14 protein-coding genes are annotated in these 16,682 nt (G+C 39.4%); 12 read left to right on the plus strand and 2 right to left on the minus strand.

Annotation, left to right across the window (positions count from 1 at the left end; all coding sequences use genetic code 11):
* Positions 1–350: 350 nt before the first annotated feature.
* From JOC33_RS10885 to JOC33_RS10905, 5 genes are all read left to right on the plus strand, one after another.
* On the plus strand, positions 351–1,031 hold the full coding sequence (locus tag JOC33_RS10885; protein ID WP_338054508.1) for a GntR family transcriptional regulator: 681 nt from the start codon (positions 351–353) through the stop codon (positions 1,029–1,031).
* Positions 1,032–1,144: 113 nt separating this feature from the next.
* Positions 1,145–2,461 carry an ABC transporter substrate-binding protein gene (locus JOC33_RS10890; RefSeq protein WP_205092563.1) on the plus strand — a complete coding sequence of 439 codons (1,317 nt, stop codon included), beginning with the start codon at positions 1,145–1,147 and terminating at the stop codon, positions 2,459–2,461.
* Positions 2,462–2,538: 77 nt separating this feature from the next.
* Positions 2,539–3,405, plus strand: coding sequence for an ABC transporter permease subunit (locus JOC33_RS10895; protein ID WP_205092564.1), 867 nt, complete (start codon positions 2,539–2,541; stop codon positions 3,403–3,405).
* Between the two features lie 23 nt (positions 3,406–3,428).
* The gene (locus JOC33_RS10900) at positions 3,429–4,358 is read left to right on the plus strand and encodes a carbohydrate ABC transporter permease (RefSeq protein ID WP_205092565.1); all 930 of its coding nucleotides are present in this window, start codon (positions 3,429–3,431) and stop codon (positions 4,356–4,358) included.
* A gap of 193 nt (positions 4,359–4,551) precedes the next feature.
* Complete coding sequence (locus tag JOC33_RS10905) at positions 4,552–5,691, plus strand: Gfo/Idh/MocA family protein (RefSeq protein ID WP_205092566.1); 1,140 nt, start codon at positions 4,552–4,554, stop codon at positions 5,689–5,691.
* Positions 5,692–6,025: 334 nt separating this feature from the next.
* Here JOC33_RS10905 and JOC33_RS10910 read toward each other — a convergent pair whose 3' ends face one another.
* Both JOC33_RS10910 and JOC33_RS10915 read right to left on the minus strand, forming a co-directional pair.
* A complete protein-coding gene (locus JOC33_RS10910; RefSeq protein ID WP_205092567.1) occupies positions 6,026–6,514 on the minus strand; it encodes a hypothetical protein in 489 nt (162 codons plus the stop codon).
* A gap of 284 nt (positions 6,515–6,798) precedes the next feature.
* On the minus strand, positions 6,799–7,329 hold the full coding sequence (locus JOC33_RS10915) for a DUF2179 domain-containing protein (protein WP_205092568.1): 531 nt from the start codon (positions 7,327–7,329) through the stop codon (positions 6,799–6,801).
* 267 nt (positions 7,330–7,596) lie between these two features.
* On the opposite strand from JOC33_RS10915, the gene JOC33_RS10920 reads away from it, so the two are divergent.
* From JOC33_RS10920 to rlmD, 7 genes are all read left to right on the plus strand, one after another.
* Positions 7,597–7,800, plus strand: a complete 204-nt coding sequence (locus JOC33_RS10920) for a hypothetical protein (protein WP_205092569.1) — start codon at positions 7,597–7,599, stop codon at positions 7,798–7,800.
* 539 nt (positions 7,801–8,339) lie between these two features.
* Positions 8,340–9,029: a response regulator transcription factor gene (locus JOC33_RS10925; protein WP_205092570.1), complete on the plus strand. Its 690-nt coding sequence runs from the start codon at positions 8,340–8,342 to the stop codon at positions 9,027–9,029.
* Positions 9,030–10,034, plus strand: coding sequence for an ATP-binding protein (locus JOC33_RS10930; RefSeq protein ID WP_205092571.1), 1,005 nt, complete (start codon positions 9,030–9,032; stop codon positions 10,032–10,034).
* Between the two features lie 96 nt (positions 10,035–10,130).
* Positions 10,131–10,814, plus strand: a complete 684-nt coding sequence (locus tag JOC33_RS10935) for an ABC transporter ATP-binding protein (RefSeq protein WP_205092572.1) — start codon at positions 10,131–10,133, stop codon at positions 10,812–10,814.
* Positions 10,811–13,393 (plus strand): FtsX-like permease family protein, encoded by a 2,583-nt coding sequence (locus JOC33_RS10940; RefSeq protein ID WP_205092573.1) that lies wholly within the window; start codon positions 10,811–10,813, stop codon positions 13,391–13,393. The genes JOC33_RS10935 and JOC33_RS10940 overlap by 4 nt, the downstream gene beginning before the upstream one ends.
* 332 nt (positions 13,394–13,725) lie before the next feature.
* On the plus strand, positions 13,726–14,598 hold the full coding sequence (locus tag JOC33_RS10945) for an AraC family transcriptional regulator (protein WP_205092574.1): 873 nt from the start codon (positions 13,726–13,728) through the stop codon (positions 14,596–14,598).
* 539 nt (positions 14,599–15,137) lie between these two features.
* Positions 15,138–16,631, plus strand: coding sequence for a 23S rRNA (uracil(1939)-C(5))-methyltransferase RlmD (gene rlmD / locus JOC33_RS10950; RefSeq protein ID WP_205092575.1), 1,494 nt, complete (start codon positions 15,138–15,140; stop codon positions 16,629–16,631).
* Positions 16,632–16,682: the final 51 nt, after the last annotated feature.

Here is a 16,682-nt window from a genome sequence, read left to right on the forward strand (position 1 = left end):
TTGAGTGGATATGCGCATATATCCATATAGTGTGTGATCAAAAAAAGGACTAGGCATGGCTTTCATTTATTTTTTTTACGTTTAAATTTCCAATATTAACCAATCTAAATAACTTCCACCTACTTATTTAGATCATAATACCCAAAAGAGTAAATATTCTAAATTTTTTGTAAAATACTATTGTAAACGCTTTCTAGTATTGCTAGTATACTAGTAATAACAGAAACTAACATACTAGTATGGTAATTATTCTAAAATGCAAAGTATCCAGGAGGTGAGTTGAAGTGGGTGTTTTTTTAAAAACACTGGAGGAAACACCTAGGCATGGCGGTCCATAGGAGGGGAATAAAGTGAATGTATCAAATGTAATTCCAGCTCAAAAATCAGTAAGAGAGTTTGCGTACTCCACATTAAAAGAACAGATAATGAAATTAGAATTAGAACCAGGTAGAAAAATTTCAGAAAGTGAAATTACAAAAAACTTAACAGTAAGCAGGACGCCAATAAGAGAAGCGTTTCAGCGGTTAGCACAGGAAGAATTGCTGGTTATTTATCCGCAAAGAGGCACTGAAGTATCCAAGATAGATTTGGATCATGTAGAGGAGGCCAGGTTTCTAAGGGAAAATACCGAAAGAGGTATAGTAAAAGAGGCTTGTCTCGAGTTCAGTGAAGAATACTTGTTTCAATTAGAAATGAACCTCAATATGCAGGAACTATGTGACAAGAAGCAAAACTACTCTCGCTTATATCAATTGGATGATGAATTCCATCGTATTTTATTCTCTGGTTGTAAAAAAGACCGGATTTGGAACTTGCTACAACAAATGAATAGCCACTTTAATAGATTAAGGATCTTGCGGCTATCGTCAGGAATGGAATGGGACAATATTATTACACAGCATAAGAAAATCTACGAATTGATATTATCCAAAGATACCGACAAAGTAGACGAAGTAATGGAAAAGCACCTAAAGCTGGTTGTTACGGAAAAAGACGTTTTAAAAGAAAAATACCCTGATTATTTTAAATAACCAGGGCCTTTCTATGCTTAACTTTTTAGACTAAATAAGCTTTTTCAGTATTTGATAAAAGGGACTAATAGTTGATGGGATATGAAAAGAATAAATCATATGGAGGAATAAGAATGTTAAAAAAGAATAAAATGCTCGTATTTCTGGCCTCTATAATAGTTGCACTCCTTTTTTCGGGCTGTCAGGGAGGCACAGCAGATGAGGCATCTGGAGAAGCAGAGAATAACGAAGACGCTGTTCAACTTCGGGTCTTACACAGTTTTACCGGAGCACAACCTCAAGCACCTGTCATTGAACCTGCATTTAAAGAATTTGATAATAATCACAAAGATATTGATTTGAAAATTGAAACAGCGGCGGGGAACACCATTTTAGAACAGCTTAAAACAGAAATGGCGGCTGACGATGCGCCAGATGTGTTTACTCACTGGGGGATGCGTCGTACGGAAAACTATATTAAAAATGGTGTCATACCAGATATCTCAGGACTGATAGAGGAAGATAATTTGAAAGAACAGTATAGAGAGGGAGCATTCGGTCCCGTTACTTATAAAGGTGGAATTTATGGGCTTCCATTTCAAGGTTATAGCTACTACTTTATGATCAATAAAAAGTTATTTGAAGAACATAATGTTAAAGTTCCAACTACTTATGAAGAATTAAAGGATGCAGTTGTTAAATTTAAAGAAGCTGGATATATTCCGTTTGCAGCAAATAACCACAGTGCCCGTTACATGCTATTAACATGGTTTGCTCAAAAGAAAAATTATGAAGACTTGGTCGCTCACTCTACTGCTGAGAAACCTTTTGGTGATGCATTGTTAGAAGCAGCACAGAAAGCTGATGAGTTAGCTGAACTTGGAGCTTTTCCTGAAGGGTATATGAATATGGCTACGGCCCAATCATTAGAGCTTTTCCATGCTGAACAAGCTCCGATGTTCTATCAGCATAGTTGGACAATTGGGTCTATTGACCCTGAATTGCTGAAAAACTACCAGGTTATTCCTTTTCCTTTGGGAGATAGTGAATCTGTACCAACTACTTTAGCAGGCACAGGCCACTTCATATATATGAGTAAAGATGCTTATGAAGATCCAGAAAAGCGAGAAGCAGCTTGGAAACTAATGAACAAGATAGCTGGTAAAGAGGTTGGAAGACAGTTTGTTGAAAAAATTGCTAATCAGACCCCATTAAAAGTGGAGTACGATGTGGATAAAGTAAACCCTGTTCTTAATGAGGTATTAAAAAATATTGATAGGTCAGAAAACGTATTACCTTCTTATGAAGAAGAATTGTTTGCTTCTGCCGTTGAAGGCGAATACTGGCCACTGACGGACTCTTTGCTCTTGCAAAAAATTGAGCCTAAAGAGTATGTGGAACAAATGAATGCCATAATTGAAGAAAACCCGAATGTGCAGTTTGAAAAGTAAGGAGCAAGTGGGAAGTTGAAAAATTTTGTGGAGGGATAAGCACTGTCCCTCCGCTTAAAGAAAGCGAGGAAACATTAGTGATACAACAAAAACGATGGATACTGGCGCTTTTTGCACTTCCTACATTGCTATTTTACACATACTTTTTTATCAGCCCAGTACTTAATACGTTTTATATTAGCTTCTTTAAATGGGATGGAATAGGTGAGAAGGTTTTTCTTTTTCTAGGTAACTATATGGAACTGCTTAAGGATCCCATTTTTTATTCTGCCCTTGCTCACACATTATACTGGGTAGCATTGGTTATTTTAGTGCAGATTCCTGTTGGATTTCTCCTTGCCTATTTTATTTACCAAAAAGTTAAAGCATATAAGTTTTTGAGGACCGTCTACTTTATTCCGGTTATTACATCATCTGTTGCCGTTTCATTGGCATTTTCCTTTATTTATGAAGCTCAGTTCGGTATTTTGAATAGTTTTTTAAAATTAATTGGGCTTGACCAGTTCACCACAGCATGGCTGACTGACCCAAATACAGCGATGACAGCCGTATCTCTTCCGTTTGTCTGGAACTACATTGGTTTAATGATGGTTATTCTTTTTTCAGGTTTACAGAGTGTACCTGATGAACTTTTGGAAGCAGGGAAAATGGATGGAGTAAACAGTTGGCAGAAAATTGCCTATATCATCTTACCATCAATACGAAATGTATTAGTTATCTGTTTTGTACTAGGTATTTCCTATGCTTTTAAGCAGTTCGATTATGTTCTATTACTGACCAACGGAGGACCTGTCCACCAAACAGAAGTTACAGGAACATACATGTATAAGCAGGGTTTTGATGAAAGCAGGTATGGTTACGGAAATGCTATTGCCATTACGATGATGTTCATCGTGATAGTTTTTACTGCTATAGTAAACAAAGTGCTTCAATCTAAAGAATGAGATTAACAGATAGGGTGATAATCATGGCAACTGATAATACTGTATTAAAAAGTGAGACAGTTCCTAATCCTCCGGAAGAAAGGAAGCCAGTCATGAAGAATCATAAGCCTTATAAAACTGGCGATACGACGAAAAAAGTGACCGCTAATATTCTGAAGTACACCTTTATATGGGGTTATTTCGCCATCACATTTGGATTGTTTGTGTGGGTGCTAATGACTTCGTTTAAAGATAACCGGGAAATTTTCTCCAGTCCGTTTGGGCTGCCAGAATCAATAGAATTCAGTAACTATATTTTTGCCTTATTTGAAGTCAACATGTCTATGTACTTGTGGAATAGTCTTCTGGTGGCATTAGCTACTGTTCTTTTTTGCTTTATATTAGGTTCAACTGTTTCGTTTGTATTGAGTCGATTCAAATTTAGAGGCAATTTCTTTATTTACATGCTTTTTATAATTGGTCTGACTATCCCGCTTCAATCGTTAATATTTCCGATGTTCTTTAAAATGCATACCATCGGGCTCAGAGATACATTAATAGGCCTTATTATAGTGTATACAGCTTTAAATTTACCGAAAACGGTGTTTCTGTTAGTGGGTTTTATGAAAGGTATACCAAAAGAGATGGAAGAAGCTGCAATTATAGACGGTTGTAATTACTGGCAGGTATTTTCAAAAGTGATCATACCAATGAGTAAACCTGCTTTAGCGACAGTGGGGATTCTTGTATTCATTTCCGCATGGAATGAATATATTTTTGCGACTGTTTTAATTTCATCAGATGCCATCAGTACATTACCGCTAGGATTAGCAAGCTTCCAGTCCTCTCATCTAAGTGAATACGGTCTGATAGCAGCTGGTGTGATTATTTCTATTATTCCAGTCTTAATCGTTTATATGATTTTCCAAGAGCAGATTATTAAAGGCATGGCTTCTGGAGCAGTTAAAGGATAATTTTTACCCTCAAGAAAACAAGGGAGTTTTTAAATGGACAGCCGACAAGTAAGATGTAGAAAATGCCCCCAGTAGAGTTGAACTATAGGATTTACAATAATGCTATGGAGCTTATGTAAATGTGGAAAATTTGTGCTTCCTTAACTAGAGGACGCTATAAGAGTTATAAATATTAGTTTAGGAGGAATGAAACATGTTTAACGTTGCTATTATTGGAACAGGAGCTATTGCGCCATCTCACATTAAGGGTTATAAAGAATTTTCTGAAGAGTGCAAAATTTCAGCACTCTGTGATCTTTATCCGGAAAAAGCAAAAAAAACATCCGAACAATTTGGCTTGGATGTAGATGTAGTCCAAGACTATCAGGAGCTCGTTTATCGAGATGATATTGATTTAGTTTCTGTCTGCACTCCTCCTTATACACATGCAGACATTGCAATAGATTTTCTGAATGGGGGAAAGCACGTTATCGTCGAAAAACCAATGGCTTCATCTCTAGAAGAGTGTGATGCCATGAATAAAGCAGCAGAAAAAAACGGCAAGATTTTATCGATTATTGCTCAGAACCGATTCCGTTCTCCAATGATGAAGTTAAAACATGTGCTTGATACTGGGTTGATTGGCCCCGTTTTACATACTCAGGTCGATTCTTTCTGGTGGAGAGGCCATAGTTATTATGACTTATGGTGGAGAGGGACCTGGGAAAAAGAAGGTGGCGGCTGTACCTTGAACCATGCGGTCCATCATATAGATATTTTTCAGTGGATGAACGGAATGCCGGATGAAATAACAGCTGTGTTTAGTAATACCGCCCATGATAATGCGGAAGTGGAAGATTTATCGGTTACAATTGGCCGATATGAAAATGGAGCACTTGCACAAATTACAAGCTCTGTGGTACATCATGGGGAGGAGCAACAGTTAGTATTCCAAGGTAAAAAAGCAAGGGTTTCCTCGCCGTGGAAGTTGAAAGCTTCCAAGTCAATGGAAAATGGTTTCCCAGAAGAAGATCGAGATTTAGAAGATAAGCTACAGCATGTCTATGACCAGCAACCTGATTTGGAATATGAAGGGCATCCAGGCCAGATACTTGATGTACTGAAGACTTTAAAAGGTGATGGAGAAGTGCTTGTAGATGGCATTCAAGGCAGAAAAACGCTTGAGTTGATTACAGCAATTTATGAATCTTCTACTTTTAAACGGCCTGTAAAGTTGCCATTAAGTCCAGACAGTCCTTTTTATACAAGAGCTGGAGTGCTGGAACATGCACCTCATTTCTATGAAAAGAGCAAAACCATTAAAAACTTTACCAATAATAACATTACAACTTAGCCAGTCGAATTATCTAGCGAGAGATAATGATAAAGTAAAGTGATGGAATTAATTATGTTCCAATAAGGATATATGGCCGGTTGTAGAGAAGGTAGCTTTTCTAACTTGTGCCATTTATAAAGTTAGGACTAAGGATGTTGAATTTTAACAAGCAGATGAAAAGAGAAAATATGTTAGATTTGTAGTATTTTTTGGAAGGTAACAATTAGTTTAAATACTATTTTGGCTATAAGTACTAAAGACTCTTCATTTGATTTTTAGTTATACTATTCAAATGAAGAGTCTTTAGATTAAAAAAGAGATGGTGGGGTTACCATCTCCATTCAAAAAGTTCTTATTCGTTTTCCTCTAATGATTCGTCGTTCGTTTCTTCATTCATCCCAGATTCATCTTCATGGACTTCTATTTGGTCAGAAGCAGAACCCACGATGCTTTCTTTCAATTTACTATCTCGGACTTTAATGCCCTGTTGTCCTCCCATCTCATCATTATTTTTTCCTGCAATGCCGCTGCGGCCATTTCCATCGGCAAACTGTGAATTCTTATTTTCAGATTCACTATGGTCGATGGCATTTTGTCCACCCTGGTTGGCGTTGGCACCTACATCATTGTTAATCTGACCTCCACCCTCAGCTCGAGGTGCAATTTCCGGACTTATACTGCCTTCATTTTTCGTGTCATATTGGATGATGACAATATTAAACGAACCTGTAATATTAATCGAACCGGGGGTTGAAGTATCTTCTGCTCCATTGTTCTCTTCCTGGTTTGTTTGTTGTTGGTTTTCTTGTTCTCGTTCATTATCTTTAGGATATAAAAACATAATTTCACCTCCATGTATTAGATTATGATTACGATTAGGAAATGGTTGTACGATTTTACTAAGGTTGTACTGTTAGCATTGTTCAGCTGAATGGCCTAATGCTCGTCATTACGACAAACACTGTATTTTAGCTATTATTCATGAAGGTAAATGCTTCTTCAGGAAAAAAACTACATTTCTGATAGATAAATATTGGAGACTTGGAATCATAAGCATGAAAAAAAGCCTTTCAATAGTTTAAACTCAACTATTAAAGGCTTTCAAAATGGTAGTTTGAAATAATGTTATGATTTTTTCTTCTTTGTTTTTTTCATCGATTTTAGTAGATATCCACCTTTAAACTTACGTGGTTCATAAGAAATGATGAAGGCATTTGGCTCATATTCCTCGATCATATCTGTTACATTATCTTCCAAGCTTCTTTTCGTCAAAATCTGAAGCTGGTAACGGACACTATCTTTTCCCATTCCTTCAAATACGGTTACTCCGAAACCATTATTCCTAAGTGTGGAAACCAGTTCATTATTCATGTGCATTAAGTTAACAGTAAGGTTTGTATATCCCAATGCCATTTTATTTTCAATGTAATTTCCTAAAAAGATTCCTGCTGCAAAGCCCAGGGCATAAACAAGCATCTCCGGGATGCTTTGCTCTCCACTTAGGACAATGGATAAACCAAATACATAAATCAGAGCTTCCATAAATCCAAAAATAGAAGCAAATACGCTCATGTTTTTAACGACAAAAATAATTCGAAGAGATAATGTTGGCACTAATATGATTTGTAATAAAAAAATTAAAAGGATGCTCGACATTTGTATATCCTTTCTGAAAATATCTTTTAGTTTACAATATGCTTGGACTAATTACATATGTCCAAACATTCATGTAAATTCACTTATCACATATTATCCCCCATATCCAGACATCATGTAAAGCGGAGCAAATTTACTATAAAGTGATTATCCTAACAAAATATTGTGCAAAAGACGCCGTTTTGAAATAATTGGTTATATGGAGAGCTCATGAAATAAATAATGTCGCTATTTTATTGTAAAACTAATTACGGTAAGGTGATGAAAATGATTGTTGGCAGGGTTTTATTCTTGTTAGGCATGGCTTTTGTCTTTTTTAGTATTGTTATGCTTGTAATGGTACCTTTTTCAAATGGTGGAGGAGGTTTCATTCCTCCATTGTTTGCATTGTTAAATGGCTTGATTGCAATGGGGGTAGGAGAGTTAGTGATAGAAGTAAATCATAGAAGGAAGATGGAGGCTGCCAAGTAATTTATTTTACTAACTGGGGGAGAAGAGTCGTACTTGCAATTGCTTTATTTACCATATGTATTTATCTAATTTACACCGTTAATTAAAGTAATTATAAATACAAGCGCCTGAGTATGACGGATATCCGGAAAAGTATCAAACTACAATTACCAGGGGCGATTCTCTAACCATAAGAAATCGCCCCTTTTTACTTCGAAGCAGTCAAAAATGTTTTATGAAACGAAGGCACAATAATTTCGTAAATATATTAGGAGTGTAGTGGGAACTTAGCTGTTTTTACATTAGTTTTAAGTGAAAAAAAAATAACACATTAACGAAGAGACGATTCTATGCGAGTTTGTCTAAAAGTGCATGTAAGAGACAACATAAAAATTAGAATAGGAGACATGGCATGAAAAAGGGTTATACTGGCCTGTATCACCTGTTTAATTTTAATTGGGTGCAGTGAATATACGATGCGTCCGAAATCTTGGCGAAGTGACCGAAGTTACTGAAGAAAGCATCTCAATTAATGGCCCATTAAGAATGGAGGGAGTCCGTTGAGGATCTTAGTTGTCGAAGATGATAAAACGATTGCTTCGGGACTTGAATACACGTTACAGAACGAAGGGTATGAAACCGTCATTTGTACAGACGCTGCCACCGCTGCAGAGGAAATAACCAGGCAGCTGCGCGAATTGGATCTTTGCTTGCTGGATTTGTCGCTGCCCGATGGCAGTGGTTATGATTTATGTGAATTGGTGAAAAAGCGTTCGGACAAGCCTGTCATTTTTTTAACAGCATTTGATGATGAAGTCAATGTAGTAATGGGACTAGACATGGGAGCAGATGATTACATAACGAAGCCTTTTCGAATAAGGGAGCTGCTTTCGAGAATAAAATCTGTCATGCGCCGATATCAGAAACAGGCACAATCGCAAACGATGGATCATGTTGATATTGGGCATATTCGTGTCCATACGACTGAGGGCAAGGTATATAAAAATGGTGAGGAAGTATTTATGACAGCATTGGAATACCGGCTGTTATTGATGTTTGCCAATCATATCGGACAAGTGTTGACTAGAGCGCAATTGCTGGAATGGATTTGGGATGTGGCTGGTGATTTTGTCAATGACAACACGCTTACAGTGTACATTAAAAGGCTCAGAGAGAAGCTTGAGGATGACCCTCGCCATCCGGAAATTATAAAAACAGTTCGTGGGCTGGGGTACAAGGTCGGTGATTAAGTGTTAAGAAATAGGGAGATTCAGATTCTTATTGCTCTTTTCTGTTTTGTGACTGTCATCGCTGCGGGGATAGGAGCTTTCATTTATTCTGCTTCGGTTGTCGTTTTTATTTTTATTCTGTCTGCTTTACTGGTGGTGATCAGCCTCCTCTTCACGGCTTTGCGTTATCGTGAAATCGCAAATTTGTCCAGCTATTTAAGAAAGATACAAAGTGGGGATTACAGCCTGGATATCAGAGATAACCGCGAAGGGGAGCTTAGTATTTTGAAAAACGACATTTATAAAGTTACTTTGATGCTTTCAGAACAAGGGGAACTGTTGCAGAAGGATAAAACCAATCTGACTGATGCCATATCGGATATATCACATCAACTAAAAACCCCGCTTACCTCCATGACGGTCATGGCCGACTTGCTGAATGATGTCGAGCTCGACAATAATAAGCGGATAGAGTTCACCCGAAATATTCAAATTCAATTAGAAAGACTGGAATGGCTCGTTTCGTCTTTATTGAAGCTTTCCAAAATTGACGCAGGAACACTGCTTTTCCAGCAGGAAAAGGTACGGGTAGCCGACGTGCTTCAAAAGGCGATGGAGCCTGTGCTTATTCCGATTGATGTGAAGCAACTCAACATAAGTATTACAGGTGCAGAGCAGGTTTATTTTACAGGGGATTTTAACTGGACGGTGGAAGCACTTCTCAACATTCTGAAAAATTCCGTGGGGCATACAGAAGAAAAAGGCGAAATTAATATTACTTTTTCTGAAAATGCCCTGTTTACGGAAATCACTATTCAGGATTCCGGAAAAGGTATTCCGAAAGAAGATCTTCCTTATATTTTCAAGCGGTTCTATAAAGGAAAAAATGCAGGAGAAGATAGCGTCGGGATCGGCCTTGCCATGGCTCACAGCATCATTACTAACCAAAATGGGAGTATCGAAGTCTTCAGCAAAGAAGGAGAAGGGACCCGTTTCCAGGTGAAATTCTATAAACAAGTCATTTAACGATATCATAGGTGACGATATTGTCACTTTGGAGTCACCGGAGCGTCATTTTAGACAGATATACTGAAAGCACCAAATGAACATGGAGGTTTCAATATGGAGATTTTAAAAATAGAAAATCTGTCTAAAGTGTATGGTAAGGGGGAAACAGCGGTTAAAGCACTTGATGACGTTTCCTTTTCCGTAGACAAAGGAGAATTTGTGGTCATCATAGGGCCGTCTGGTTCAGGGAAGTCCACCCTGCTGCATCTTCTGGGTGGTGTCGATCAGCCGACAAGCGGCAAAGTCTGGGTTGATCAAACAGATATGTATGAGCTTGACGAATCGCAGCTTGCCATCTTCAGGAGAAGACAGATTGGGTTGGTATACCAATTTTATAACCTGATTCCCATTTTGACTGTGGAGGAAAACATCACACTTCCCATGCTGTTGGATTCTCACAAAGTTGACCAGAAACAGTTCAAGGAGATTGTGAGGATTCTGGGGATTGAAGATCGGTTGAATTATCTTCCGAATCAGCTATCAGGAGGACAACAGCAGAGGGTGTCGATTGGCAGGGCGTTAGTCAGTAATCCATCGATTGTCCTTGCCGATGAGCCAACAGGAAACCTCGATAGTAAAAACAGTGAGGAAATCATGGAACTGCTAAAAATGTTCAATAAGACATACAACCAGACATTATTGGTTATCACCCATGATGAACGTATAGCTTTACAAGCGGATCGTGTCATTTCCATTAAAGATGGAAGGATCGCCAATGATGAGGTGATCCGTCCGTGAATATTGTTCAAAAGCTGACCCTTCGCCATATGAAAAAGAACAAGCGCAGGACACTGGTCACTCTCATTGGTGTCATTATTTCCGTAGCTATGGTGACGGCGGTAGTCACGCTTTCAGTATCTTTTCTGGATGTGATGAAGCGACAAACCATTTCCGAGAGTGGGGAGTGGCACGTCCAGTATGAAAATGTGGATGCACAACAGGTAGAAGCTATAGAGAAAGATGAACATACGAAAAAACTTATCATCGAAAATGAGCTGGGATTTGCAGAGCTTGAACAATCCGCTAATAAAAGTAAGCCTTATGTATTCATAAAACAATTCAATGGACAAGGGCTAATGCAGTTTCCTATTGAAATAAAGGAAGGCCGTCTGCCGAAGAAGGAAACGGAGGTTATAATTTCCGAAGAGCTTTTGAACGATGGGGAATTGGCTTATGAAATAGGGGATCAGCTAACCTTGAAAGTGGGACCAAGGTATAAAGAAGGTACCAACTTGCCTTTAACACAGAGGGACCCCTTGCAATCCAATGAACACGGGGTTACCGAAAGCATTCGGGTAGAATCAACAGAAAATTTCACCATTGTAGGCGTTATGGAACGCCCGGCCTGGGAGCCATCCTGGTCACCAGGATATACCATCGTCGGTTATATCAACCAGACGCAACTGAAAGCCGCCCAAAAAGTAGATGCAATTGTGGTATTAAAAGATGTGACGGGATCCCTGTACGAGCATGCGGAAGCATTAGCTGAAAAACATGGTATTGAAAAAGTTTCTTTTCATAGTGAACTTCTTCGTTATTATGGAGTTTCCTCCAACAATAATTTGAACCGTACCATGCTGATGCTTGCTTCAGTGATTATGGCTGTCATTATCATCGGGTCTATTGCACTAATTTATAATGCGTTTGCCATCAGTGTTTCTGAGCGGACAAGGCATCTGGGCATGCTCTCCAGTGTAGGGGCGACAAAAAAACAAAAACGAAATGCTGTATTATTTGAAGGGGTAATCATAGGATTGATCAGTATCCCGGTCGGTTTACTGGCGGGGACAGGTGGAATCGCCATCACTTTTTCCTTCATAAATTCTTACCTTGGAGGTGCACTTGGAATTCCGCAGAAGCTTGAGGTAGTGGTTACTCCGGTATCGATTACAGCTTCATGCATAATTTCGATGGCGACTATTTTCTTTTCAGCTTACCTCCCTGCACGAAGAGCTTCGAACATCTCTGCCATTGATGCGATTTGCCAAAGTCAGGACGTTAAGCTATCCAGAAAAACAGTCAAATCTTCTCCTTTAGTCAGGAAGCTTTTCGGGATAGAGGCGGAAATTGGCCTTAAAAATATGAAAAGGAATAAACGAAGGTACCTGGCTACGATCTTTTCACTAGTCGTCAGCATCGTCCTCTTCTTATCCGTATCTTTTTTCACAAATAACTTGAAAAAGTCTTATGAGGTTTCACAGCAGGATATCAATTTTGACATACGCGTAGCCGGGAGCAGCCAAATGGGTTCATCAGACTTTGATCCCTTTACCAACTTGAGGAATGTTACGGATTCCATTATCATTCAGCAATTGGATTTAAACACGTTTGTGGAGTCGGAATTGATCGCTGATCCGTTGAAAGAAGTGGTGAAACAGGATGAGAGTGTCCTTGAAAACGGAAAATATCCTTATTACGTGGTGCTGCATGCTTTAGATAAAAAGAGCTTCCAAAGGTATTCGAAAAAAGCAGGAGCAGATATGGAAAACCTTAAAAATGGAGAACATCCGGGTGTGATTCTTATTGGGGAAATCAGCTATCAAGACGTGCAAAGCGGAAAGTTCCATGAAATAAACCCCATCCATACCACTACAGGCAAGGTGCTGGATTTGTTCTATATGAACCCTGAAACTGAAAAACGGAAACTTATCAATAAAGTAGAGATCAGTGCCATAACAGATGTCGTGCCAATGGGAGTAAATACAGCTGGCCTTGGCGGTATGGATTTAATCGTTTCTACAGAAATGATCGATGAAATAATCACGGAACCCGTTGGCCAGAAAAGAACAACTTTGTATATGGAAAGCTCGGATCCAATGTCGACCCAACGGGCACTGGAAGATGTAAAAAAATCAGGGATGTATGTGTATAATGTCCATCAGGAACGCCAAAAAGATGAGCAGGCTGTCATGCTTTTGTCCATCTTTGCATATGGATTCATCGCATTGATTACAGCCATTTCAATTGCAAATATATTCAATACGATTTCTACAAGCATCTCCCTGAGAAAACGAGAGTTTGCCATGTTGAAATCTATGGGCATGACGCCAAAAGGTTTTGATAGAATGATCCATTATGAAAGTGTTTTTTATGGAATCAAAGCCCTGATGTATGGCTTGCCGATCGCGCTTGTTGTCATGTTCCTTTTACACTTATCCTTTGGAAATACCTTTGACTATGGAATCTTAATGCCATGGTGGGATATCATCTTTGTAATTGTCGCTATCTTTTTAATTGTAGGAATAGCCATGTTGTATTCAATTCGTAAAATTAAAAAGGAAAATATTATTGAAGCACTGAAACAGGAAAATATCTGAGAGAGCATTGGAAGGAAAAGGAGCGACTGTCCGAAGTAGTCGCTCCTTTCTTGACAGACAGTATATGGGGAAAGGCGCTAATGGTTTTGTGTACCTGCATCTCTTTATGCTCGAGGCAGCGGAGAATAAGCTCGCCGGCCCCACTTTATGCTCGAGTCAACAGAGAATTTTCTCCCCATATTCCACTTTAAGATCGGCCTTCAATATTTTGCATCAAGTCATGCCTGCACAAAGCTGAGCCTGCAAAAAAGTTAATCCTGCATAATCGTGCACAAAAAGTCGGGTACATACATTTTACTCTTGCTATTCTATTGGTGAAGGAGGTCACTGCAATGGATTTACTCAAGCATATGAATGAAGCAATGAACTATATCGAAGAAAACCTGACGGAAGAAATAGATTTCAGGGTGGTTGCAAGGTTAGCCCAATGCTCTGAATACCACTTTAAAAGGATGTTTCCTTTCCTTGCAGGAATTACATTATCAGAATATATCCGTCGCAGACGCCTTAGCCTGGCTGCATTCGAACTTCATCATAGTTCCTTAAGAGTAATTGATGTGGCGGTTAAATATGGGTATAATTCACCAGATTCGTTTAGTAGAGCTTTTCATAGTTTACATGGTGTAACCCCGTCAGAAGCAAGAAAATGTGGCCGGCAATTAAAAGCTTTTCCGCGGATGACCTTCCAATTATCAATAAAAGGAGTAGATGAAATGGATTATCGAATTGAACAGAAAGATGCTTTTAATGTTGTGGGGGTCATGAAAAGAGTTGCCATAATCTTTGAAGGAGAAAACCCGGAAATTACGGAAATGTGGAAAACCTTGACGAAGGAAAAAATGAGTCAGTTAAAGAAACTCTCTAATATCGAACCTGATGGTATGATTCAGGCTTCCACGAACTTTTCAGAAGGCCGTATGGAAGGAAAAGGGCAACTTGATCACTATATAGGAGTGGCAACAACAAAAGAGTGTCCTGAAAATTATTCAAAACTTGAAGTTCCTGCTTTAACATGGGCGGTATTCGAATCAACTGGGCCTTTTCCTGGTACATTACAAGAAACATGGGGAAGGATTTACTCTGAGTGGTTTCCATCATCTAGCTATCAAATAACAGAAGGTCCCGAACTCTTGTCGATCAAAAGTGAAGATCTAACAACATCATCTGTAAAGAGCGAAATTTGGATTCCTGTCACGAGAAAATAATTTTACTGGGCTGCTTTGCGCATTTTGACATTATTCTGACTTAGAATTTACCATCTGGGCGATTATCCAATAGGAGATAATCGTCCATTTTTTACATGACCAGTTATTCATTCCATAGGCATGAATTTCGCAATAGCTGAATAAATTTTGAAACTATTATCAGAAGAGAGACGTACTTTAGTAGTAGTTAATAGGTAAGGGCGCTTTTATTACTCTGCTTTGATTAAATATGTATAAAGGTGTGTTTTATTTTGGGTATTATAATAGCAATATTAACTATCATATCTTCCGCAGGGTTTCTATATTACTGGGGAAAATCAGGTTATGACTGGGGCACCACAGAACCAAAAAAGAAGAATGAAGAATGATTCTCGCAGTGTGTTATTCAGCAATTTAGCTTAGTCGTATCAGTGATTTGAAGTATACAAAAAGAGAAGGACTGCCACTATATGTTAGGGGCAGTCCTTTTCATGATAGTTCGTTTTACTGCTGTCTTGCTTTTGTATATAATGAAGGGTCAAGGAAGAAGGGAAGTGCCTATGAATAAACGAAAGAGCAATGGATATAAAAAATCAAAAAATAAATATAACCGCTCCAATAAACCTAAGGGGCAACAGCACAATGGGCGGGGAAGCCGAACTGCCAGCAAACCAAAAGGCACCAAAAAGCATCAGCACAGCAAAAAGCCCGTAACCATAGAGGTGACCTGCTCCGGCTTAACCAACGAGGGTAAAGGCATTGTCGAGTGGGAAGGGAAGAAGCTGGAAGTAGCACATTTAATGCCTGGTGAAAAGGCAGTAGTAACCGTGTCGACCAGGGGGCGAAATGTTACCGCAGAGCTGAAGAGGGTGATTACTCCCTCAAATGACAGGATTAACCCGCCTTGTGTTCATTATTATGAGTGCGGCGGGTGTCAGCTGCAGCATATGAACGAGCAGGCGCAAAAGCGCTTCAAGCAGGAAACCATTGATAAACTTATGCAATCGTTCGGAAAACCGGAAGCTATTTTGACTATGGACCACCCGTATGATTATCGAAATAAAAGCCATACAACATTCGGGCTGAATAAGGAGCGGCAGGTCATTGGCGGGCTGTACGCTCAGAACTCTCACCAGATCATACCGATGGAACGTTGTCTTATTCATGATCCAAAAGCGGACGAGATTGTCCAGACTATCAAGGAAATTATGAAGGGTTCTAAAATGCAGCCATACAACGAAGACACTGGGCATGGCTTTTTACGACACGTTCTAGTGAAGGTCGGTAAGGTCAGTGGGGAAATCATGGTAGTGCTTGTTGCTGCTTCCCCTGTTTTCAAGGGCAAGAAGAATTTTGTGAAAGCCCTGCGTAAGGCTCATCCAGAAATTACTACCCTCTTGCTGAATGTTAATAACCGGGACACCAGCATGGTTTTAGGCGACCAGGAGAAAGTGCTGTTCGGCAAAGGGACCATAACGGATACCCTCTGTGGGCTTAAGTTCGATATATCAGCGAAATCCTTTTATCAGATCAATCCGGTCCAGACGGAAAAGTTATATGCGAAGGCCATAGAGATGGCAGAACTGACTGGAAAGGAAACCGTGATAGATGCCTACTGCGGAATTGGCACGATCGGCCTGATTGCCAGCCGAAAAGCTGGAAAGGTTATTGGTGTGGAGCAGAATAAGGATGCGGTCCGTGATGCCATCCATAATTCAAAGCGCAACGGCGTGAAGAATGCACGATTCTATCAGGGGGACGCTGGGCAGTTCATGGTGCAGATGGCAGCACGCGGGGAAAAAGCCGATGTAGTGATAATGGATCCACCACGGAGCGGAAGTGACGAAGCGTTCTTATCCAGTGTGGTGAAGCTGCAGCCGAAGCTGGTAGTGTATGTATCCTGTAACCCGGCTACACAGGCAAGGGATATGGGATATTTGGTGAAAAACGGTTATGCGGTTGAAAGCATTCAGCCGGTGGATATGTTTCCTCAGACCATGCATGTAGAAGCAGTAACAAAATTAGTACGGAAAGATAAAGCAGGTAACCAATAAAGGGTTCCTGCTTTTTTTAGTGCCGACTAATACTTGAAACCTTGCAAGAAA

The organism is Thalassobacillus pellis (assembly GCF_016908295.1).
In the GTDB taxonomy this organism is placed as follows: domain Bacteria; phylum Bacillota; class Bacilli; order Bacillales; family Halobacillaceae; genus Thalassobacillus; species Thalassobacillus pellis.